Genomic DNA, 23,953 nt, shown 5'->3' with positions numbered 1-23,953 from the left:
AAAACGCCCTATATACTGGGCGTTTTTTTATTAAGCGAATGGATATGTTTCGATGACTTGCCACTTATCAGCTGCTTCATCGAATTGTAATAATGATAATTGATCGATTGTTTCTTTGTGATCAACACCAGCCAGACGAACTTGACCGTAGATGTCTTCAAACTCTTGACTTGTCAAACCTTGTGCAATCGTGAAGTGTGGCACAAACGGATGCTCTGCTTCACCGTAAAATGCTTCCCCGTCAAAGCGCTTGAATAAATCATCTAACGCATCTGTTTTTTCTACTTTGAAATAAATCACATTCGTTGTAGGTGCAAAGTTAGAAGCTTTTGTTGCATGAATTTCAACAGGTTGTGTTCCTTCTAAACGTGTTTTAATATCTGCTTTCACCGCTTCTAGTTCTGCATTATCCACTTCAAAATGACTTTTAATCGTGATATGAGGCTGAATTTTAATATATTGTTTATCGTAACGCTTACGATAAGCATTGACCTCATCTTGAAAACTTTTTGATGGAATTAACGCTAATCCTAAAATCATGGAAATTCCTCCTTTGTTTATGTTTGTTTCCATTATAGCAAAATTTTAAGTTATTGGTTACTCAAAAAGTATTTTAACATCTCAGGGAGTACAGTTTTCCATGTTTTCCAGTTATGTCCCCCATCCAATTCGTTATAAAAATACTGTGCGGCTGAATTTTCAATGCGTGTACTTAACGTCCGATTCGGCGTTAAAAAGTCAGCACGTTTTCCATTTGTTGGCAACTGAAAGTCTATCTCTTCTTTACCAATCACATGCCAAATATTCAATAACTCCTGAAACTGACAGCGCTCAAATAATTGTAGAACGACTTCGTCACTGTGTGGGCTAAGCAAACCGACTTGATTGACGACACGTGGAAATGAAAGCGCACTTAACAATGCAATGCTACCCGCCAAGCTATCTCCGAGAAGAATACGTCCTTCAGGCTGTGCATATGTTGCAAATGTTTGCTCAATCCACGGGATGATTTCTTGTACCGTTGTTTGAACAGTTGCTGCCGCTTTATTACCTTGTGGATGAAACTCTATGCGACGATTGTCGACATCTTCATAGTGAAAACCGACAAATATTGCGCGTGAAACTTCATTTCGTTGTCTCAATCGTTCGTACACACGATGAATTTGACCAAACTGCAAAAAGTCCCTGCCATCAAAACAAAAAATAATATTGGCTTGATCCTGTTCTGAATAATCTTCTGGTAAATAAATAGATAAAGTGATGTCACGTGCCAAATATTGACTCGTAAACTGCGTCTTATTGACGACGCCCACTTGAAATTCTGACATATAAAAAGCGCCTCCCCTTACAAATTACTTCAATTGTAACAGGAGACGCCACTGATATACACTTATGTTGCATTTTCAATCATGCAATTATTTTTTCGGCAATTCAATGCCTTCTTCACGCAAGCGTTTTGGGTAGTCTTCTAACCAGAATGTTGCATTTGGTACATCTTTTGGATCTGGTTGATAGATTGCTGTTTTACCCGTACCATGCTGTTTTTTATGTGCTTCAAAATCTTTCAATGAGTGCATCGCTGGTTTGAGCAATAGCCAAATTGCGATAATGTTGAGCCACGCCATCATACCTACACCAAGATCACCCATCGCCCATGCCACATCGGCAGTTTTGATTGCACCATATCCTGTTGCACCAATTAAAACGACACGAATGACATTACGCCATAACTTGTTTTGATTTTTTGCCAAACGATTGGTAATGAAACTCACATTCGTTTCAGCGATATAGTAGTATGCCAATATTGTTGTAAAAGCGAAGAAGAACAGTGCAACCGCAATGAAATAAGAACCGAAGCCTGAGAACATAGGATCAAAATGATAATGAGACCCTTGAAGTGCCTTGTCGATACCTGCTTGTGCATACATAGCAGTTCCCGAGTAGTCCTTACTACCGTCTGCACTTTGAACATACACACCTGCGTCATGTATCAGACGTGGCGAACCATCTGCCGCTGTTGTTCCATCTGTTGTATTGTATGTACCTGAAATTAAAATAATTAATGCTGTTGCTGTACAAACAAATAATGTATCTACATACACTGAAAATGCTTGTACAAGACCTTGTTTTGCTGGGTGAGATACCTCTGCTGCTGCAGCTGCATGTGGACCCGTCCCTTGACCAGCTTCGTTTGAGTATAAACCTCGTTTTACACCGATTTCAATCATGGCACCGATGATACCACCAAATGCCGCTTCCATACCGAATGCTGATTTGAAAATAAGCGCGAATAATGCTGGTACTTGTTGAATATTTAATACGATAATGATGACGGCCATCAAAATATAAATGATTGCCATGAAAGGCACAACTGCTGTTGCAACTGTGGCAATCCATTTAACACCACCAAAAATAATGAGTGACAAAATGATGATGAGTAACACTGCAATAATCCATGTCGGAATACCAAAAGCATTGTGCATTGAACTTGCGATTGCATTCGATTGTACACCTGGCAGTAAAAGTCCTACTGATACAATCGTCACGAGTGCGAATAACAACCCGTAAATCTTACCGAACTTCCCTTGAATCCCTTGTTCAATGTAATAAGCGGGTCCCCCGCGGTACTCGCCTTCTTCTTCTCGCTTAAATATTTGACCGAGTGCCGATTCAACATATGCTGTACCTGCACCTAAAAATGCCGTAATCCACATCCAGAATACTGCACCAGGGCCCCCGATGAATATCGCTGTTGAAACCCCAACGATATTACCTGTTCCGACACGACCTGCCAATGATAAGGCTATGGCTTGGAAACTTGAAATTCCGGTCGGTGACTTCTCCCCTTGGAACATTAACCGAATCATTTCTTTAAAATGTCGTAATTGCAAAAAGCGTGTCATTAAGCTAAACGAAATACCTGTAAATAACAATCCGAATACAAGTGGTTTACTCCAAACAACTGTATTCAGCCATCCCACAATTGTTTCTACCATACACATACCCCCGTTGATTTTCACTCTATTCAATTTTCTGATAAATCTGACACAAGTATACCCATAAAATTCGGTTCCGTGCAACTTAAAATTTTTTGCAGCATATAAAATAACATTCATTTTTTTACATCATTATCTATGCAATCCCCTAAAAATAAACGCATTTCATAATTTCATAGTTCTTGAATCCGCCATAAAAATTTTGTGCATCCATCATTTTTTATCCCATAATTTTACTATGGTCTTAACTTTCTTTATTTATGTTGTATTCTATCTTTTACACTGGTTACTTTTAGATTATAATGGTTATATTCTATTTTTAAAGGAGGTTCAAGAATGACTAATAAAGCCTGGTTTCGAACTGGTATAGCTGTTTTACTACTATTTTTAATCATAAAACTATTTATAGAAGTTCATTTTATATTCAAACCAATTATTATTATCGTTCAATCGATTTTACTACCACTGCTCATTAGTGGATTTTTATTTTATATCTGTTTGCCATTCCAAAAAATGATGGAGAAACGCCGTGTACCAAGATGGGCAAGTATTACAATTATTTTATTAGCCTTAACTGCAATTAGTGGTGCCATTTTTGGCGTTGTAGGCCCGGTTATCGCAACACAAATTGAAAACTTAATTCATCAATTACCATATTTACAAAGAGAAACACAAAATCTGATCAACTTTGCATTAGATCAACGTGATAAGTTACCTAATGAGATTACAGAGAAGATAAATGAGATGATCTCTAAATTTGGTGCGATGACATCAGAAATATTATCAAATTCATTAAATATCGTAACAAGCGTTATCTCGACTCTGTTCTTATTGATTTTAGTACCATTCTTCTTAATTTATATGTTAAAAGATCACGAACGCTTTATTCCTGCTGTTGCAAGATTTTTTAATGGTGAACGCAAAATTTTTGTTGTGAACTTATTAAAAGACTTAAACCAAACATTAATGTCATATATTCAAGGACAAGTAACTGTCAGCTTGATTTTAGGAGCTATCTTATATGCTGGCTACACAATTATCGGCTTGGAATATACATTATTACTTGTGATGTTTGCTATTTTCGCAAACATGATCCCGTTTCTTGGACCGTGGATGGCATTCTTGCCTGCCGGTATTCTTGGAATTATCCAAAGTCCAACAACATTCATTTGGGTGTGTATCGTGACATTAATCGCTCAACAATTAGAAGGAAATGTCATTACACCGAATGTCATGGGTAAATCACTGAACATTCACCCATTAACAATTATCGTCGTTATTTTAGCTTCTGGTAGTCTCGGTGGCTTTGTGCTTATCTTAGTTGCTGTACCGCTGTATGCTGTATTGAAATCAATTGCACGTAATATCTACAAATATCGTCATCAAATTATTCACGCAGCACAAAGAAATGTTAATGACCATTGATTTTTAAGCCATTGCGCCGTTTCGGCCAATGGTTTTTCTAATACTCTTATGTCTCACATACAATGGTTTATCGTTGTCATATTTTAGTACCAGATGTTAAAATTAAGCTAATCGATCGATAATTTGAAAAGGAGCTTTTTATAGTGATGAATTTAGACAATAAAACATTTGTAATCATGGGCATTGCGAATAAACGTAGCATCGCTTTCGGTGTCGCAAAAGTATTAGACCAACTCGGTGCCAATCTCGTTTTTACATACCGTAAAGAAAGAAGTTTCAAAGAATTAGACAAGTTGATTGACCAACTCAATCAATCAGAAAAACACGTTTATCAAATCGATGTTCAAAGTGACGACGACGTTATTAACGGCTTTGAACAAATCGGCAAAGATATTGGTCATATCGATGGCGTCTTTCATTCAATCGCTTTTGCAAACGTTGAAGACCTTCGTGGTCGCTATTCAGATACATCACGTGAAGGATTTTTACTCGCACAAGATATCAGTTCTTATTCACTCACAATTGTTGCGCGTGAAGCACGTAAAATTATGAATGATGGTGGCAGTATCGTTACATCAAGCTACATCGGTGGCGAATTCGCTGTCCCTAACTACAACGTGATGGGTGTCGCAAAAGCGAGTTTAGAAGCTTCTGTAAAATATTTAGCTGCCGATCTAGGTCAAGACAATATTCGTGTTAACGCCATCTCTGCTGGTCCAATTCGCACATTGAGCGCACGTGGTGTTGGCGATTTCAATACGATTTTAAAAATGATTGAAGAACGTGCCCCATTGAAGCGTAATGTGGATCAAGAAGAAGTGGGTAAAACAGCTGCTTATTTACTTAGCGACTTCTCATCAGGTGTGACAGGTGAAAATATCCATGTCGACGCAGGTTTCCATGCTATTCGATAATCTATATTGTGACAGGTTATGCATCGTCATAACCTGTTTCTATTTGTCAAAAAAGGACTGGCAGTATCTATACTGTCAGTCCTTTTTGCTAAAACATTTCTAATTCAATTTTCAGTTGATCTACATATTCTTTCGTACCTGTCACAATGAGGCGGTCACCATATTGTAACTGCGTATCACCATGTGGCACGATTGATTCGTTATTTCGAATAATACGTACGAAAATAATGTCTCCACCGAACGGGAAGTTACGTAATTGCATTTGATCAAATGCGTAATTGTACATCCCAATTTCATATAATGATGTCTCCACATTACTTAATAGATTTAACATATTCGGTGTCTCAATCATACCTTTAAGTAAAATTTGGTTGCTTTGGAAGTTACTGAATAGCTCAATATTTTTACTGCGCAATGCCTGATCCTCGTCGTTCGTTTCAAGACGACAGATGACACGTTCTACGCCATAATCTTTCGCCATTAACGCTACTTTGCGGTTAATCTCATCATCATTCGTTGAACATACAACGATGTCACTATCAAATAAGCCCAGTCGTTTCAACATCTCAGATTCATAATCCGAAATCTCAACCATCGTAATATCATTCGAAAGCGTGCGATGATCTGTTAAATCCTTACGATAATACAACGTCACATCATATAGCTGTGAACTCAAGTTCTGAGCAATTGGAATAGACAGTTGGTTTTTCCCAATCATCGCCACTTTGATTGTTCGCTGCATCTCGTCTGGAATAGGAATGAGACGTTTAAACACAATCGGCACAAAGACACATGTGATAACTGCACTTAAAATCATAATACCAGATATTTCTTCACTGATTGTCCCAAGACTTTCAGCGATTTTGGCTGCTGCGATAACAAGTGATAAAGTCGATGTTAATAAAAACCCGGATGCAATCGTCGTTTTCATATCAAACCAACGTCGTATCACCATAACTGGAATAAGCTTAGATACCACAAAAGTAATAATTAATATCGGAATGATAATTAAGAGCATTGGCTCTTTGATTAATGATGGGATGTCTAAATCAACGCCGACCATAATGAAGAAGATTGGAATGAAGAAGCCATAACCAAATGAATCTAACTTTTCCACTAAGTCTTGTTCTGGGCCAAGTAAAGATACTACGACACCTGCCAAAAATGCACCTAGAATGTTCTCTGCTCCCACACCTTCTGCGAGTGCAACTAACAAAATAATAAGCGCGAAGACTGCACGAATGCCTATTTGTGTTGTACCATCCATCAATTTATTAATCAATGGCGCACCTTTAAATAGGCCGCCAAGAAAATAGAATAAAATGGTAAAAACGACAAGAATACCGATAAGCCAAATTGTTCCACCACCAGATGCGTTAATCGCACCATAAAGTGTTAGTAACAACATTGTTCCTAAGTCAGCTAGAACAGCGACTAACAGAATAAACTGACCAATCGTTGTACGCATTAAATTCATTTCTTTCAATGTTGGAACGACAACACCGAGTGATATGGTTGAGATAATAATCACCATTAACAATACATCATCAATAAGACCTACCCATTTAAATCCATAAGCAAGAATAATCGATACAATCATGATAAGCATGAAAACATACATTGCTAACTTCAAATGACTTGGTTCTTTACTCACTTCTTGATTCTTTTTCGATTTATCTTTTTTAAAGGCATTGAAGTCAATTTCAAGACCACTCAAAAACATTAAAAAGATAAAACCAAGTGTCGATAGAATATTTAACACTTCATCTCGATGCACAAGGTTTAAAAAAGAATTACCAATCACTATTCCCATTAATATCTCAGCAACAACGACTGGTAAAAATGCGATTTTTAACTTACTGAGCAAAATAGGTGTTAATAACGCCGCAATTATGACGACGACAAGTGACACAAATTCCATAGATGTCCCCCTCAGATAAGATAGTTCATGAATGATGTTGCTAAACCAAAGTAAATCAACATACTCACGATATCATTAATTGTTGTAATAAATGGTCCACTCGCTACGGCCGGGTCAATCCCTAATTTGTTCATAAAAAGCGGAATGACTGAACCAATAGTTGTCCCTACTGTCATTGCAATTGTTAAGCTCGTTCCTACAATCAACGCAAGAAACGGCTGTTGATAAATAATAATGATAATTAAACAAAGTGACACGGCACATGTGATACCCGTTAAAAAGCCACTTCCAGATTCACGCAATGCCAACTTAAACTTACTCTTTTCATTGATTTCACCCGTTGAAATATTACGGACTGAAACGGCTAATGATTGTGTTCCAGAGTTCCCTGACATCCCGCTAATAATTGGAATAAAAGCAGCCAATAATGCAACCTTCTCTAACGTTTCTTCAAATGATCCAAGTATGGATGCCGTAATCATACCAAGTACAGTTAAGATCAATAACCATGGTAAACGCTTAAGCGCAGTTTGAAAGATTGTATCATCCGTAGAGTCGATGTCTGATACCCCGGCTAAACGTGAGTAGTCTTCACTCGCTTCTTCATCGATAACATCGACGATATCATCGATTGTGATAATACCGAGTAGATGATTTTGATAATCGACTACTGGCATAGCGATAAAGTCATAGTCTCTCATCATTTGCGCAACATCTTCTTGGTCATCCGCAACATTTGCGCTGATGATACGCTCGCTCATAATATCTTCAATATATGCGTCATTTTCAGCAATAATCAAATCTCTGAGCGATAAGACACCAACAAGTTTTTTCTGTTCATCCACGACAAAAATGATGTAGATTGTTTCGGCATCGGGTGCTTGTGCCTTAACATGCATCAATGCCTCGTGAACTGGCGTATTAATTGTTAACGAAATATATTCTGTTGTCATAATACCGCCGGCAGTATCTTCATCGTAATGGAGCAATGCTTTAATCTCTTTAGCTTCTTCACGATCCATTAACATTAAAAGACTTGCCACTTTACGCTTCGACAATTCATTTAAAATGTCTACTGCGTTATCGTATGACATGTGTTCTAAAATGTGACTGGCATATGTCGCATTCATCTCTTCAAATAAATCTTCATAATCAGACTCATCAATTTCTAAGTGTTCAAAGAAATCAGCGACTTCTTCTGGTGATAAGTACTGATACATTTTCTGACGTATCTCTGCATCACTTTCTTCAAAGTATTCGCTTTGATCGTACGCATGCATTGATAAGAATTCTTCTCTGAAGCCATCAATATCATCTTTTTGAATCAGATCATCTAACAGTGGCTTATTGTATTGTTCTTCATCATCTTGGATTAACATTTCATTTTCAACTGACATATGCGTCACCTCCAATATGTAAATTTATAGTGTTGTAAGTATTTGTCCAAAATCAGGTGTTTGCGATTTTATATGAACGATATCATCTGTGATGGGATGTACAAATTTTATTTCTGCACACTTTAACAATTGTGTATCATAACGGTGATGTAACATACCATATAGTCCATCACCTACAATACCGTGTCCGATATGTTGAAAATGCACACGTATTTGATGCGTTCTTCCGGTCAATAGTGTGACACGACACCAAGTATAATCGCCCGTTGTTTGTATGGGTGTGTATAATGTTTTTGCGTATTTTCCATCTTTTGTCACGATACGATTAATAATACTGTCTGACGCACGACCAATCGGTGCTTCAATCACATCCGATGCTGTTAACCTTCCAACACACAAACATTCATAAATTTTCTCAATCTCAGTCAATGACATCAAATGATGGACATGGCGTGATTTTGCTATCACTACAATTCCCATTGTATGACGATCTAAACGTGTCACAATATGCGGGATCCCCGTTTCTTTTCGCCACTGCATATGCGCCAACGCCTGCTCAACAAGACTTTCATGTGGATGTTCACGTGAAGGTGCACTATTCTGATGTGCCGGCTTGGCAATGATTAACAGCCACGTATCTTCATATAAAACATGGAGTGGCTGATTGAAAGGAATCAGAGATGTACTCGGAATCTCATCAGGCAACTGTACAATCACTTCATCTCCAACTTGTAACAGGTGTCGAACTGTTCTTGGATGTTGATTCACAAGTAAAGCGCCATTTTGTTTTATGGCGCTAATCGTCTTTTTCGAAAAACGTTGTTGATATAAAAAAGTTTTAAGCGTCTGAACCTCTGTGACACGATACGTAAAAATCACACATCTTCACCACTTGAAATGAATGAATCATGCACACGTTTCCAGAATGGGAATGGACGGAAACGTGCAAAACGAATCTTTTCATTCGCTACACGATATTGAATGGCATTCACATTTTTATGCTTCACACTGACATGATCAATCGTTGTCAAAATGACATCATGATTAACAGGCTTAATATGACATGTGTGATGTTTAGGTAACACAAGCGGTGATCCTACTGTACGGAACACACGGTTATTAATTGATGCAATTTCCGCAATTTGAATCGCTTCTAAAGACGGATGTATAAGTGCCCCACCTAGCGCCTTATTGTATGCTGTTGAACCTGATGGTGTTGACACGCAGAGACCGTCCCCACGAAAGCGTTCAAAATGTTGACCTCGAATATCTAGATCCACTACAAGCGTTGTGCCATTCTCAGTTTTCATCGTTGCTTCGTTGAGTGCCAAATACCGCGTTTCATAACCATCGTCATTATAGCGGACAATGATTTCTAACAATGGATATTCAATCACTTGGAATTCTGAGTTGTGTATTTCAATGATAAGCTTTTCTACTTCATGCGGTAACCAGTCAGCATAGAACCCTAAATGGCCAGTATGTATACCTACAAATGCACATCGAGATAACATATGACTATATTGATGGAAAGCCTGCAATAAGGTTCCATCTCCTCCGACAGAGATGACAATTTCAGGATTTTCTTTGTCTTCTATCATTTTGAAATCTTGCATATGCCGCATCATCTTATGTTTCAGTGCTTCTGACTTAGCATCCCCCTTAGAAAGGATCACATAGCGCATCGTTACACCTCACTGTCCTCATGCTTATGTGCACGTTTTTTTGAATAATATTTCTGTGCTTCTTGAATTTCATCCTTAATCTCAGACATTTCTTCATCTAAAGAAAAGGCTGCTTCTGCTGCACGTTCAAGTCGATTTTGAATTTCTGGTGGATAATCACCGTCATACTTGTAGCGCAATGTATGTTCAATCGTTGCCCAAAAATTCATCGCTAACGTACGAATTTGAATTTCTGCAAGTATTGTTGTTTTCCCATTCAATGTTTCGATTGGATACGCAATAATGACATGATATGAACGATATCCACTTTGCTTTGTATTGCTGATATAATCACGTTCCTCTACCACTTTGAAGTCTTCACGTTGACGCAACAGTTCTACGACTTTATCAATATCTTCTACAAATTGACACATCATGCGTAACCCTGCAATGTCATACATCTCTTCTGCTAAGTGGTCAAAAGGAATGCCCCTTTTGTTTGCCTTATCGATAATACTCGTAATCGGTTTGACACGGCCTGTCACAAACTCAATCGGTGAGTGATGTTCCGTAACTTCATATTGCTTTCTCAAACCTTTGAGTTTAATTTTCAACTCATCAATTGCTTGACGATAAGGTGCTAGAAAAATATCCCATTGATTCATAATGCTTCACTCCGCTTCATACTAGTTCAAACGTTTGCTCTACCGCCTCAACGAATGACTTACCATAATTAGAGTTGCCAACAATATTGTCTAATAAGTACTCTAATTCATTCTTAAAGCTTGGTAACTCCAATGTGTCATTGATTATTACCTTTTTGTCACGATGTTCGTGTAACATGGACCATGTTTCTTGCACAAATATTAAATAAGAAAATGCTGACCCATCATCCAAAAGGTGCACAAATGCATAATTATCACTATCGACTATCATTTGGCCTGCATCAGTGAATCCTTCTGTTGATTGTTCTGTATAACATAAAATACGATCATCTTTAATTTTAATTTCATTGACATAAATACGCATTGGTACTCCTCCTTATCATGTTATAGTTTAACACAATTTCCCCATCGGCTCATCGGTCAATTATTGCATTTGTAAAATCCTTTTCATCCTATAAAAACTGCTGCATAATAAACAAAAAGGAGTGACACACTATGGCGATTGAGCAAGAGATTGAATTCAAGCAACTATTAGATGAAAATACTTATAGAACGATGAAAACTGCTTACTTTTCTGATACCCCACCTTTTACCCAAACAAACTTTTATATCGACACACCTGACTTCCAATTGATGTCACATAAAATGGCATTACGCATTCGTGTGCGATCAGATAAATCGAATGAATTAACATTGAAAGTTCCCGGAGAAGTTGGGCTTACAGAATATAATTATCCAACGTCATATCAGCCTAAAACGAGTGCACAGCTACCAGAACACATCATCCCAAACGATATTCGTAATGTTTTGGATCAGTTTCATATTGATGCATCACAACTTACAATATTAGGATATCTTACAACACATCGACTTGAAACAACTACGCCTTCTGGTTTAGTTGTCTTAGATTATAGCGAATATTTAGGTACTGAAGATTTTGAATTAGAATTTGAAGTCGATGATTATCATGATGGTTATGAAGCATTCACTCAAATATTAGATACTTATCACTTAACTCACAAGACACCTTTAAATAAGGTGCAGCGTTTCTTCAAAAGACGTCAAAGTATGGAATAAATCTTGGAAAGACAGAAGCTATTTTTACATGTAGATTTCTGTCTTTCCTTTTTCTATATATTTTTTAACTTAGCACCATTCATTTCGATGCAACTTCGTATATTTTCCCCAGTTTTTAACAACTTATTTCATAACCTTGTTGTTATAAGTGTTTTTACTTTGAAATGGAAAATTTCGTGTTATTATTTATATATATAACAAAACTAAAAGGTGATACGCATGAAACAAACGCCTTACGAAATCATTGGACAAGAAGCACTTTATCGTATGATTGATCATTTTTATACACTTGTTGAAAATGACGATCGTATTAACCACTTGTTCCCAGGCGATTTTGCTGAAACAGCACGTAAACAAAAACAATTTTTAACACAATTTCTAGGTGGCCCTGACTTATACACGCAAGAACATGGTCATCCAATGTTAAAAAAACGACATATGCCATTTGTCATTGATCATCATGCCAAAGATGCATGGTTAGAAAATATGCACACAGCCATTGAGACAGCTCAATTTCCAGACGGTGTTGGCGATTATTTGTACGAAAGACTTCGATTAACTGCAAACTATATGGTTAACACAGAAAACTAATTGTAGGTGAACAAAATGACGGAAGAATTAAAGGTTATAGCGAGTAATAAGGATTATCAAAACAATTCAGACCTTACTCCTGTAAGCAAAATTGAGATCTATTCCTTTTTTGATCCTTTTTGTAAAGACAGCTTTAAATTATCCGCTATCTTAGCTAAATTAAGAATTGAATATCATCAATATATCTCTATTCGTCATATTTTGAACCCATCTTTACGCGTACTGACTAAGTGCCAAGCACAAAGCACATCAGACCGAGATAATATTGCACTCGTCTTCAAAGCAGCCGAATTACAAGGTCGCTCACGTGCACATCGTTTTATGCATTTGTTACAAAATGAGATTATACCGAATTGTGACATTGTCACTGAAGATATGATTGCGAAATGTATCGTTAATGCTGGTCTTGATTATGATGTTTTCCAAGAAGATATCAACAATGGTAAGTTGCGTGATAGTTTGAAAGTAGACTTACACATCGCTCGTGAAATGGATATTGATATGGCACCATCACTCGTCTTTTTTAATGAAGATGTTCACGAAGAAGGTTTGAAAGTTGAAGGGTTATATCCATATCATATTTACACGTACATCATTAATGAAATGATTGGGACAACGATTGAAAAAAGTTTACCCCCCACACTTGCTGATTACATTCAGCAAAAGCAGTTAGTAACAGAAGAAGAACTTTTAACGATCTATGAATGGCCTGAACGTACTTTACGTAAAGAACTGAAAAAGCTTGCTTTACAACGCAAAATAGAAAAACTTAAATATCCTGAGGGTGAATACTGGAAGTCTCGTATATAAACACGCTCGTTATGATTAAAACCTCACCACAATCTTTAAAACTGATTGTGGTGAGGTTTTTTAAGCGTTAAAAAAGCATAAAAAAAACGCCGTGCTCTAACACGGCGCTAAACAAAGGGGATGGGAGAAATTTTTCACTTCAAACAAAGGGGTATGTTTGTTATGTGATTAATTTCATGTTCATAATATATCATGCTCATACCAAGGTTTCAACCCTTTAACTTGCAAAAATTAAACTTTTCACAAATCCGTCAAATTGTAAACGAATTCATTTTATAATGATTCCATCAATGCTTCAAAGGCATCTAATTTTTGTTCAAATACGTGCAATGCATCTTCAATTGGCTGTGGTGTTGTCATATCCACACCTGCATTTTTCAATAGTTCGATTGGATAGTTTGAGCTACCTTTTTTCAAGAACTCATTGACATATCTTTCTACTGCTGGCTCACCTTCTGTTAAGATTTGATGGCTTAAACTTTGCGCTGCACTATACCCTGTCGCATATTGGTAAACATAATAGTTCATGTAGAAGTGTGGAATACGTGACCACTCTTTGCTGATAAAGTCATCTGTTTCTACTACATCACCAAAATATTGACGATTTAATTGTGCATATTCTTGATTCATACGGTGTGCAGTTAAAGGCTCTCCTGCTTCTTCAATCGTATGAATTTTATGTTCAAACTCCGCAAACATTGTTTGACGGAATAACGTTGCTCTGAAGCGTTCTAACTCTTGGTTTAGTAACAATAAGCGACGTTTGTCGTCAAGATGCTGTTCCATATAATGACTTAATAATGCTTCGTTACAAGTAGAAGCAACTTCAGCAACAAAGATTGAATAGCCACTATATGTTGAAGATTGGTTTTCTCTACTGAAATAGCTATGCGCTGAGTGACCAAATTCATGTACCAATGTAAATAAATCCGAAACTGTATCTGACCAGTTTAATAAGATAAACGGGTTTGTTTGATGAGACCCTGAAGAGTATGCACCTGAACGCTTCCCTTTATTTTCATACACATCTACCCAGCCGTTATCCAAACCTTCTTTGATGACTTTTAAGTAGTTTTCACCCATTGGTGCTAATCCTTTTAACATCCACTCAACTGCTTCTTCATAGGGCATATCAAACTTAATATCCTTCACAAGTGGTGTATACATATCGTACATTTTCAAGTCATCAATACCTAATAACTTTTTGCGCAACTCAGTATATCTGTGAAGTAATGGCAAGTATTTGTGTACAGTTTTTACAAGATTATCGTATACTTCTTCTGGTATGTAATTGTTGCTAAGTGCCTGTTCACGGGCTGTTTTATAGTTATGAGCACGTGCATTGAAAACATGCTTTTTCACTTCTCCAGCTAATGTTGCACTTAAAGTATTATTATATGCTCCATATGCTTTATAGACGTTTTCATATGCTGACTGACGTAATTGGCGGTCATCTGACTCTAGATATTTAATGAATGTTCCTTGAGTTAATGAGTGTTTGTTTCCATCTTTGTCTGTTACATCTTCAAATGTTAAGTCTGCATTATCGAACATACTGTATACATTGCTTGGTGTTGATAGCGCATCTTGTGCTTCCGTCAATAATTTTTCTTTATCCGCATCTAAGACATGTGGACGTTTATGATTAATCATTTCTAGTGCAAAGGCATAATGTTTTAATCCTTCATGTGATGCTAAAAATGATTGAATCTTCTCTTCTTCAATTTGTAACAACTCAGGAACTAAGAAACTCCACGCCGAACTGAATCGGATGATTAATTGGTGCGCACGTGATTCTAATCCAGTATAGTGATCATTCCCTGTATCTTGGTCTTGTTTTAAATGTGCATAAACATAGACAGCTTCCAAATCCACTTCAATTTCATCTTGTAATCTCAGTGCCGCATAAAGTGTTTCCGCATCATCACCGAGATGTCCTTTGAATTGTTCTTCTTCACCGATACGGTTTGCTACTTGATCATAGGCTACTTCCCAAGCCGCATCATCTTTAAAAATCGTTGTTAAGTCCCATGTGTGCTGTGGAAATTTTTGTTCTTGTTCTGTACGTGTTCTTTGGTTCGTCATACTTTTCCTCCTTGATTTATGAGATGAGTTATACTATTTTCTCATTTTAAGTTTATTTTTGTCAAAAAATAGACATAATTTTCTTATAATTTTATAATCTTTCTATATCGCTCTACTAATTGTGTAATGATTTCGAGCGATGAATAGTTTCCTATTGCAAATTGACGCAGCTTAATACAACGCGCTAGTACATGGCATGGATCACGTTGATATCTCAGAGCTTCAAAAACTTTCAACTGCCATAACACTGGATGCGTATACACATGAATTTGTTCTGGAAATATAAACCCTGTCAGTTGAATAACTTGTGCTTCGGTCAATTTCATCTGATAGACCAGTGACAACACTGGGTCATGGACACTTCTTTTACGTCGACATTGTACTAAATATTGCATAATACGTGCCGTTGCGAGTTTGCGCACTGTTATCATCCCTACACTATTTCGTATGTCATCTGAAAGCAACTGTTCATATGCAATTGGCTCACAATCTGCATGAAATTGACGTGCGGTAAGACTCACCATATTGTTCAAACGATATAATTGATAGTTAATTGGATGAATCCCGTACATCTCACAGTGCAATGGATCAATACAATTTTGTTGTAGCTGGTTTAAATAGTAAACACCATGTCGATATCTTGGTAATGTTGTCAACCAGATAACACGATAACCAGCACGCACCAACCCTTCCGTTCTTTTATGCATTTGTTGGATAGGCAATGGACTCAATTGGACTTCAATCGCATATTTACCTACAACAATATCCGGTATTTGTTGAATATCCGATAAGTAAGGTTCGAGTTGTACATCATTATCATAATTTGACATTATATGAAATAGCAATAATTTTAACTTACAATGTAATAAAGTCTCGCCATTGGCATGATGCGCACACTGACGTCCATGCGCAAAATGTGCAATATTTTTATTGCCTTGCTTGAGAATCAGTTGTTCATGACATACAGGACAGTAATACGATGCATCTTTATGCGCATTACGTGCAAGCACACGTTCTTGTTTTTCGTTATAAGCTGTTAACATCCAATCACCTCAACTTATAACACGCATAGATTCCGTTATTTACTCATCACACTTTTTAACAAATAAAAAGCACACTGCTCCACTTTGATAAAAAAGCGGGTTGCAATGTGCTACTTTTTAAGATACTTATAATGTGAAATAACGTTTGACTTGTTCTGTCACGTTATAGCTCATTACAATCTTACCGTAATCATTAAGATATAATTCTGTTTTGTCACTCAATGATGCAAATTCTAACATTTGGCTGTAAAAGTCATGAATTTCATCTTCTGTCACACGTGCATCAAAATGAACAACGTAATAATATTGTTGGTCTAACATGTACAGTAAATCTTCAAACTGCGTCAATTGCTGATTATGACGATGTGCATATGCAATGACTGACTCTAAGTCGTCAAATTTGAAAATAGCTGTTGGTGTTAATGGTACATTACCACTTGATACACTTCTTTGTGCTTTTTGTTCTTTCTTTGTCGCATGATTTTGTGGTTCAGCTTCGTCATGCTCTTTGAATGACTGAGATAAAAGATCACTTAAATGGTTGTCGATTTCCTCAAAGGCGTTCATGTCCTCTGACATACCCATTTCTGATTCATTTTTAGATTTTGAAATCGTCACTTCCACACCTTTTTCAAAAGCATGAACTTGGATCCATAACGGACCTTCGACAACGAAGTCTTCTTCTTCATTGACTTCTTCCATAACTGACCAGAAGAACTCTTCTCCACGTTTACGATTCGTCCACAAATCTTCTCTTCTGAAGCCACGTGCCTCAATATCCGTATATGTGATAAATAATTTAACAGTCATATCATCAATGCGCTCTATTCTCATATCATCACACTCCCTTACAGTTGATGAATAGTATCCCTATTGTATGAAATCAACTTCAAAAATACAATTTTTTTGTTTACTACTTATTTATGATACTCATTTTTACATCTTTATTATAACATATTGTATTTTTTTCTAAATGATAATGCTTGCGTGTTCAACCTTAGAAACATCGCTCTAAAACGAGTCTCAACACGTGATTTTATAAAAGAAGATACAAAAAAACAGCACGCATGCGACGCACTGTTTCGTGTCTATTCACGGACGCAATCAACCATGAACAGTCAAATATTTAAATTAAAAAAGTGTCTTCAAAATTGAATTAGTCTACCATACGTTGTGCTTCAAGCAATTGGAACGTACGCACTTTGCGTGGTAGGAATCGGCGAATTTCATCTTCGTTGTAACCAACTTGTAATCTCTTCTCGTCTAGGATGATTGGACGACGTAAGATACCTGGGTTATCTTGAATGATTGTGTATAAATCTTGAAGTGGTAATGAATCGATATCCACATTCAACTTTTGATAAGTTTTTGAACGTGTTGAGATAATCTCATCTGTTCCATCTTCAGTCATTTTTAGAATCTCTTTGATTTCATCTAATGTTAAATGCTCAGAGAAAATATTTCGCTCCGTATACGGAATGTCATGTTCTTGTAACCATGCTTTCGCTTTACGGCAAGATGTGCAACTTGGTGAAGTAAATAATGTTACCATACATCTCACTCTCCTAGTTTAATGAATTTACATTCATCATCATTTTTAACGTTTCATGTTTGACTGCACAATATATGTCAAAACGTTTTAAAACTTTAGCCCTTGTCTTCTAACGTTATGATTTTATTATATGTGGTCAACATTAAAATTAAATGAGAAAATGCAATTAAAATATTTTTATTCAAATAATCAGACTTTAGTCGTATGAACTTGTCTAACCAATTGATATTTATACCTTATCACAAATTACAAACAATTAAAATACTGTTATAATAGGAAAAAGAATATACATGATAGAAAGTAGGCTTTTTAATGATGAAAACTTTATTTTCCGGCATTCAACCAAGCGGTATTCCTACATTAGGAAATTATATCGGCGCACTGAAACAATTTGCAGAAATTCAAGATGATTATAATTGCTTCTTCTGTATTGTTGATCAACATGCCATCACAGTCCCTCAAGACCGTTTGAAATTACGCAAACAAATTCGTCAATTAGCAGCAATTTATCTTGCATCAGGACTTAATCCAGATAAGATTACTTTATTTATTCAGTCAGAAGTCCCTGCTCACGTACAAGCAGGATGGATGTTAACAACGATTTCATCCATCGGTGAGTTAGAACGTATGACGCAATATAAAGATAAAGCACAAAAACAAAATGATGGGATCCCAGCCGGTCTTCTCACATATCCACCACTCATGGCAGCTGATATCGTCTTGTATAATACAGACATCGTACCAGTTGGCGATGACCAAAAACAACATATTGAGTTAACGCGTAACCTCGTTGATCGCTTTAACAGTCGCTATAATGATGTGCTTGTTAAACCTGAAATTCAAATGCCTAAAGTCGGTGGCCGTGTCATGAGTTTACAAGACCCTACTAAAAAAATGAGTAAGAGTGATGACAATCAGAAAAACTTTATCTCATTATTAGATGAACCACGCCTTGCTGCGAAAAAAATCAGAAGTGCAGTTACAGACTCTGACGGAATCATTAAATATGATAAAGAAAATAAACCTGGTATCTCTAACTTGTTGACCATTTATTCAAGCTTGACGGATAAATCAATCGCTACATTAGAGTCACAATATGAAGGTCAAGGATACGGTGCTTTCAAAGGTGATTTAGCAGATATCGTTGAGAAATTCTTAATCGACTTCCAAGAAAAGTTCAATACATTCTATGAATCAGATCGATTAGATGAAATTTTAGATGAAGGCCGTGATAAAGCACAACGCGCATCATTCAAAACATTGAAAAAGATGGAAAAAGCGATGGGCTTAGGCCGTAAAACAAAATAGAAAATAATCATAAAAGAGAGGTTAACTGTCACATTTCGACAGTCAACCTCTCTTTTTATATTTTAACCATACTTCGAAATCCTCTGGCCCCATAATAAGATTCTGCACCATTATGATATGTGAACACAGTACCGTATCTGTAATCACAGAACAATGCCCCACCTAAGTCACGAATATGATCAGGTGTCACAATCCAACTCGATGTTTTCTTATCAAAGATACCAAATGTCTGAAGATGTCGATATTGAGATTCTGTTAACATCTCAACCCCCATCTCTTCTGCCATTGCGATAGCACTTGTTTCAGGTTTATACTTCTTACGTGATTCCCATGCAGCTTGATCATAGCAAACACTTCTACGCCCTTTAGGACTTTCTGCTGAGCAATCTACAAATGCGTACTGACCATCTTCTAGCACAATAACATCTGGTTCTCCTTCAGTACGTTCCATTTCACTCACTGACCATAACTTTGTGTCAGATGCCAACAATTTTTGTTCTACCTCATCCCAAGTGATTGCTTCATGACGTTCTGGATATTTTTCAAAACGTGTTTTTAATATAACTAATAAAGCTTCTTTCTCTGTTTCTGTTATTTTAGTCATTTAGTTTCTCCTTAAACAATGATATTCATATGATAACAAGTCTTCCTTCAAATGGCGACACATTAAAGCAGAGCCCTTATATCTCAAAGGACTCTGTTCTCAATTGTTATTTCTCTTTCTTTTTACCTGTTTCTCGATCAATACTTTTATCAATATACACATATTTCAATGTCGTATCGCCACCGATATTATGATACTGCAAGTTTTTCACTTGTGGGTTTGTCAAATGGGCTTCCCCTTTTTGATAAATCGGCGTGATTGGTGCATTGTTCAATAGAAGTTCTTCCGCATCAATTAATGTTTGATTGCGCTCTTCTTCTTTTTGTAGTAATGCGCCATTAGAATCTTTCAACATCTTATCGTACTCTTTGTTGCCCCAACCAGTATTGTTTGATGAGTTACCAGTTGTCATGATGTTTAAGAATGTTAATGGGTCAGGATAGTCTGGACCCCAACCAGAAAGTGAAATATCATAGTTTTCACTTTGTTCTCGTGCAATACGCTGTTTGAATGGTAACTGTTGAATTTTAATCGTTACACCCGGTAAGTTTTTCTCAATTTGTGCTTTAATAAATTCGGCTGATACTTTTGATGCAGGTGTATCTTCAGTATTTAACTTAAATGTAAATGTATCTTCACCTAATGCTTCCTTCGCTTTTTCATAGTTTTCTTTCGCTTTTTCAGGATTATAAACTAGTGGTGAATCGATTTGATCCGCAAAGTCTGAATCATCCGGTGCTTTGGCAGTTGCTTTTGATGTAAAACCATCACTCGGTTCCGAACCGTTGTTTAACACGGCATTCACGTAAGCTTCCTTATCAACAGCTTGACCTAAAGCCAATCGCATATGCTTATCTTTAAATGCAGGCACAGTCCCTTGATTCAACTTCAAGAAAAATGTTGCCGCAAGAAGACGTTTCTTTAAAGCTGGATCATCTTTATATTTTTCAACTTGTTCTGCCGTAATTAATGTATCATCAACAGACTTCGTATCATACAATGACGCACCAGCTTGTTGATCTTTCAAGACTTTGTAGTTAATCTTGTCTAACTTCACAACATCTTTATCCCAATATTTATCATTTTTAACTAATAAAATTTTATCTTCTACTGCCCATTCTTTTACTTTAAATGGTCCATTGTATACTGCTTTATCTTCATTTGTACCATAGCGTTCGCCATATTTTTTCACGACTTTTTCATTTTGTGGCATAAATGTTCCAAAAGCGAGCATCTCTTTAAAGTATGGCAATGGTTTCGTTAATTCAAATTGTAACGTATGATCATCTAACGCTTTCACACCAAGTTCGTTTGGTTTCTTTTCACCTATGTTAATGTCTTCTGCATTTTTTAAGTCATACATAATATAAGCATACTCTGAAGCTGTATCTGGATCGACAACACGTTTCCATGCGAATTCAAAGTCATGTGCCGTTACTGGGTCACCGTTTGACCATTTCGCATCTTCTCTTAACTTCACAGTCCATGTCTTACCATCTTCAGAAATTTTCGGTTTCCCTTTGGCTACACCTGGCTGTGCTTTATCATTTCCATCCAAGACATACAATCCTTCATACACTTGGTTGAACGTGTCAAAGCTAACAGCATCTGTTACTTTCGCCGTATCTAGTGATGACATATCTTGTGGAATTACTTTACGAAAGACTTGTCCTTTATCATCATAAATCCCTTCGCCACTTCCACATGCTGACAGGACAAGTACGGCAGCTAAAAGTGGCGCAAATATTTTCAATGTTCTCCGTGTCTTCACTTGACATTCCCCTTTCAAAAATTATACACGTTCTTTTTGATAATCTGCCTGAAACTTTTCGAGTTCCTCTTCAGTCGCAAACACTAAATGATCAGGCGCCACTTCATGTAACTTACGCGCATCATTTTTGCTTGGATCATGCTTATAGGCAATACGCTTTCTTGTTCGCTCTGTTTCTGGATCAGGCTGTGGTACGGCTGATAACAATGATTGTGTATATGGATGCACTGGATTGTTGTAGATTTGATCTGCGGTACCAATCTCAACAATACGGCCAAGGTGCATAACCGCAATACGATCTGATATGTACTTCACCATTGAGAGATCATGTGCGATGAATAAAAACGTAATATTGCGTTCACGTTTTAACTTCTGCATCAAATTGACAACTTGTGCTTGAATCGATACGTCTAGTGCAGAAATGGGTTCATCGGCAATGATAAACTCTGGTTCAACAGCAAGGGCACGCGCAATACCGATACGTTGACGTTGTCCTCCTGAGAACTCATGTGGATAACGGTTGGCGTGACTTTTTCGTAATCCTACCGTTTCTAATAAGTCATACACACGCTTTTTTCGGTCTCGACGATCAGATGCAAGTCCGTGTATATCAATTCCTTCTGCAACAATATCCATTACTTTTAAACGTGGATTCAATGATGCGTATGGATCTTGGAAAATCATTTGAATCTTTTTATTAAACTTCAATAACTCTTTGCGGTTTTTGATTTCTTGTATATTAACCCCTTCGTAAAGCACCTTACCATCTGTCACAACGTTTAATTTAATAATTGCTTTTCCTGTTGTTGATTTCCCCGAGCCTGATTCGCCAACAAGGCCAAACGTTTCTCCTTTATAAATATCAAATGAAATATCGTCAATCGCACGTACTTCATTCGACTTACCAACATTAAAGTATTGTTTCAAGTTTTGTACTTCTACAAGTTTCTCCCTGTTTCCCATTTAAAACGACACCCTTTCTACACGTTCTGGTTTGTCGAAATTATTCGGCATCTCACGCTGTTTTCGTTTTACAATCGGTGGTGGATCAACGACTGGTGCGCGCTCATCCAGCAACCATGAACGTACAAAATGTGTTGGAGAAACACTAAACCATGGTGGCGCCTCTTTAAAGTCAATCGCTAATGCGTATTCACTTCTCGCTGCGAATGCGTCTCCCTTAGGTGGATGCACTAAGTCAGGCGGCGTCCCAGGAATCGCTAATAATTCCGTGTCCCCTTCTGTTTCTAAATCAGGCATCGATGATAATAAACCCCAAGTGTATGGATGACGTGGATCATAGAAAACCTCATCCACATTACCTGTTTCAATCATTTGTCCACCATACATGACAGCGACACGATCGGCTACATTCGCAACGACACCTAAGTCATGCGTGATGAATATAATCGCTGTATCAATTTTTTGCTGTAACTCTTTCATCAAATCTAAAATTTGAGCCTGCATCGTTACGTCAAGTGCTGTTGTCGGCTCATCTGCAATTAAAACCTTAGGCTCACATGCTAATGCTAAAGCAATAACAATACGTTGACGTTGTCCACCCGAAAATTGATGTGGATATGCATTGAATCGTTTTTCAACATTTTTTAAACCTACTAACTTCAACAATTCAATTGCACGTTTTTTAGCGTCTGCTTTACTGAGACCAATATGCTTAACAATCGGCTCCATCACTTGTTTGCCAATTTTCATTGTAGGGTTTAATGACGTCATCGGATCTTGGAAAATCATCGAAATTTCTTTACCACGTAATTTCATCAGTTCTTTTTCTGATTTCTGCGTTAAATCTTCCCCATCAAAAATAATTTGTCCTTTTTTAATTTTGCCAGTTGGCCCTTGAAATAGCTTTGTAATTGCTTTTGTTGTCACTGACTTACCTGAGCCAGATTCACCTACAATGGCTAGCGTTTCCCCTTTATTTAAATAAAAATCCACACCACGAACCGCTTGCACTTCCCCTGCCGTAATATCAAAGGAAACATGCAAGTCCTTCACTTCTAAAATATGTTCAGACATGGTATCATCCTCCTCTTGTCAGTGTTCTGGGAGCAGGGCTTTCGACAGAATTTCTCAGCTTTCCAAAATTTGAAAATCAACTTTGTTCATTGC

The 23,953-nt window shown here is 37.0% G+C and carries 23 protein-coding genes; 6 read left to right on the top strand and 17 right to left on the bottom strand.

Features of this window, described 5'->3' with window-relative positions; translation table 11 throughout:
* Positions 1-30: 30 nt before the first annotated feature.
* From C7J88_RS10350 to C7J88_RS10340, 3 genes are all read right to left on the bottom strand, one after another.
* Positions 31-540 (bottom strand): 2'-5' RNA ligase family protein, encoded by a 510-nt coding sequence (locus tag C7J88_RS10350; protein ID WP_095115989.1) that lies wholly within the window; start codon positions 538-540, stop codon positions 31-33.
* Positions 541-590: 50 nt separating this feature from the next.
* On the bottom strand, positions 591-1,328 hold the full coding sequence (locus C7J88_RS10345; RefSeq protein ID WP_095115987.1) for an alpha/beta hydrolase-fold protein: 738 nt from the start codon (positions 1,326-1,328) through the stop codon (positions 591-593).
* A gap of 87 nt (positions 1,329-1,415) precedes the next feature.
* Positions 1,416-2,996: an alanine/glycine:cation symporter family protein gene (locus C7J88_RS10340; protein WP_095115985.1), complete on the bottom strand. Its 1,581-nt coding sequence runs from the start codon at positions 2,994-2,996 to the stop codon at positions 1,416-1,418.
* A gap of 336 nt (positions 2,997-3,332) precedes the next feature.
* On the opposite strand from C7J88_RS10340, the gene cozEa reads away from it, so the two are divergent.
* Both cozEa and fabI read left to right on the top strand, forming a co-directional pair.
* Positions 3,333-4,421 carry a lipoteichoic acid biosynthesis protein CozEa gene (gene cozEa / locus C7J88_RS10335; RefSeq protein ID WP_095115983.1) on the top strand — a complete coding sequence of 363 codons (1,089 nt, stop codon included), beginning with the start codon at positions 3,333-3,335 and terminating at the stop codon, positions 4,419-4,421.
* Positions 4,422-4,564: 143 nt separating this feature from the next.
* A complete protein-coding gene (fabI, locus tag C7J88_RS10330) occupies positions 4,565-5,335 on the top strand; it encodes an enoyl-ACP reductase FabI (RefSeq protein ID WP_095115981.1) in 771 nt (256 codons plus the stop codon).
* 88 nt (positions 5,336-5,423) lie between these two features.
* Here fabI and C7J88_RS10325 read toward each other — a convergent pair whose 3' ends face one another.
* From C7J88_RS10325 to C7J88_RS10300, 6 genes are read right to left on the bottom strand one after another with little or no spacing between them, the layout of a single operon-like run.
* Positions 5,424-7,256 (bottom strand): monovalent cation:proton antiporter family protein, encoded by a 1,833-nt coding sequence (locus tag C7J88_RS10325; protein ID WP_095115979.1) that lies wholly within the window; start codon positions 7,254-7,256, stop codon positions 5,424-5,426.
* Positions 7,257-7,267: 11 nt separating this feature from the next.
* On the bottom strand, positions 7,268-8,653 hold the full coding sequence (gene mgtE, locus C7J88_RS10320) for a magnesium transporter (protein WP_095115977.1): 1,386 nt from the start codon (positions 8,651-8,653) through the stop codon (positions 7,268-7,270).
* 24 nt (positions 8,654-8,677) lie between these two features.
* Positions 8,678-9,532, bottom strand: coding sequence for an RluA family pseudouridine synthase (locus C7J88_RS10315; protein ID WP_095115975.1), 855 nt, complete (start codon positions 9,530-9,532; stop codon positions 8,678-8,680).
* Positions 9,529-10,338, bottom strand: a complete 810-nt coding sequence (locus C7J88_RS10310) for an NAD kinase (protein ID WP_095115973.1) — start codon at positions 10,336-10,338, stop codon at positions 9,529-9,531. The genes C7J88_RS10315 and C7J88_RS10310 overlap by 4 nt, the downstream gene beginning before the upstream one ends.
* A gap of 2 nt (positions 10,339-10,340) precedes the next feature.
* Entirely contained in the window at positions 10,341-10,982 is a 642-nt protein-coding gene (gene yjbM, locus C7J88_RS10305) for a GTP diphosphokinase (RefSeq protein ID WP_095115971.1), read from the bottom strand.
* A 16-nt stretch (positions 10,983-10,998) separates the two neighbouring features.
* Positions 10,999-11,346, bottom strand: a complete 348-nt coding sequence (locus tag C7J88_RS10300; RefSeq protein ID WP_095115969.1) for a UPF0738 family protein — start codon at positions 11,344-11,346, stop codon at positions 10,999-11,001.
* A 131-nt stretch (positions 11,347-11,477) separates the two neighbouring features.
* On the opposite strand from C7J88_RS10300, the gene C7J88_RS10295 reads away from it, so the two are divergent.
* The 3 genes from C7J88_RS10295 to yjbH all read left to right on the top strand — a co-directional run bounded on the left by C7J88_RS10295 (position 11,478) and on the right by yjbH (position 13,460).
* Positions 11,478-12,059, top strand: coding sequence for a CYTH domain-containing protein (locus tag C7J88_RS10295; protein ID WP_095115967.1), 582 nt, complete (start codon positions 11,478-11,480; stop codon positions 12,057-12,059).
* Between the two features lie 219 nt (positions 12,060-12,278).
* Entirely contained in the window at positions 12,279-12,650 is a 372-nt protein-coding gene (locus C7J88_RS10290) for a truncated hemoglobin YjbI (protein ID WP_095115965.1), read from the top strand.
* Between the two features lie 15 nt (positions 12,651-12,665).
* The gene (yjbH, locus tag C7J88_RS10285) at positions 12,666-13,460 is read left to right on the top strand and encodes a protease adaptor protein YjbH (RefSeq protein WP_095115963.1); all 795 of its coding nucleotides are present in this window, start codon (positions 12,666-12,668) and stop codon (positions 13,458-13,460) included.
* Between the two features lie 273 nt (positions 13,461-13,733).
* Here yjbH and pepF read toward each other — a convergent pair whose 3' ends face one another.
* The 4 genes from pepF to spxA form a co-directional block, all read right to left on the bottom strand.
* Positions 13,734-15,545, bottom strand: a complete 1,812-nt coding sequence (gene pepF / locus C7J88_RS10280) for an oligoendopeptidase F (RefSeq protein ID WP_095115961.1) — start codon at positions 15,543-15,545, stop codon at positions 13,734-13,736.
* Positions 15,546-15,628: 83 nt separating this feature from the next.
* A complete protein-coding gene (locus C7J88_RS10275) occupies positions 15,629-16,588 on the bottom strand; it encodes a competence protein CoiA (RefSeq protein WP_095115959.1) in 960 nt (319 codons plus the stop codon).
* Positions 16,589-16,714: 126 nt separating this feature from the next.
* Positions 16,715-17,422, bottom strand: coding sequence for an adaptor protein MecA (locus C7J88_RS10270; RefSeq protein ID WP_095115957.1), 708 nt, complete (start codon positions 17,420-17,422; stop codon positions 16,715-16,717).
* A gap of 322 nt (positions 17,423-17,744) precedes the next feature.
* On the bottom strand, positions 17,745-18,140 hold the full coding sequence (spxA, locus tag C7J88_RS10265) for a transcriptional regulator SpxA (RefSeq protein WP_044360477.1): 396 nt from the start codon (positions 18,138-18,140) through the stop codon (positions 17,745-17,747).
* A 315-nt stretch (positions 18,141-18,455) separates the two neighbouring features.
* On the opposite strand from spxA, the gene trpS reads away from it, so the two are divergent.
* Positions 18,456-19,448 carry a tryptophan--tRNA ligase gene (trpS, locus tag C7J88_RS10260; protein ID WP_095118116.1) on the top strand — a complete coding sequence of 331 codons (993 nt, stop codon included), beginning with the start codon at positions 18,456-18,458 and terminating at the stop codon, positions 19,446-19,448.
* 55 nt (positions 19,449-19,503) lie between these two features.
* Here the strand turns inward: trpS and C7J88_RS10255 are convergent, their stop codons facing one another.
* The 4 genes from C7J88_RS10255 to C7J88_RS10240 form a co-directional block, all read right to left on the bottom strand.
* Entirely contained in the window at positions 19,504-20,052 is a 549-nt protein-coding gene (locus C7J88_RS10255; protein ID WP_095115955.1) for a DUF4256 domain-containing protein, read from the bottom strand.
* 106 nt (positions 20,053-20,158) lie between these two features.
* Positions 20,159-21,823, bottom strand: coding sequence for a peptide ABC transporter substrate-binding protein (locus tag C7J88_RS10250; protein WP_095115953.1), 1,665 nt, complete (start codon positions 21,821-21,823; stop codon positions 20,159-20,161).
* Positions 21,824-21,844: 21 nt separating this feature from the next.
* The gene (locus tag C7J88_RS10245) at positions 21,845-22,786 is read right to left on the bottom strand and encodes an ABC transporter ATP-binding protein (protein ID WP_095115952.1); all 942 of its coding nucleotides are present in this window, start codon (positions 22,784-22,786) and stop codon (positions 21,845-21,847) included.
* Complete coding sequence (locus tag C7J88_RS10240) at positions 22,787-23,860, bottom strand: ABC transporter ATP-binding protein (protein WP_095115951.1); 1,074 nt, start codon at positions 23,858-23,860, stop codon at positions 22,787-22,789. It abuts the gene before it with no gap.
* Between the last annotated feature and the right edge of the window lie 93 nt (positions 23,861-23,953).

Origin of the sequence: Staphylococcus muscae (assembly GCF_003019275.1) — a bacterium.
Lineage (GTDB): Bacteria > Bacillota > Bacilli > Staphylococcales > Staphylococcaceae > Staphylococcus > Staphylococcus muscae.
Note: the sequence above shows the minus strand (reverse complement) of the source record. Positions and strands in the feature narration are given on the sequence as shown.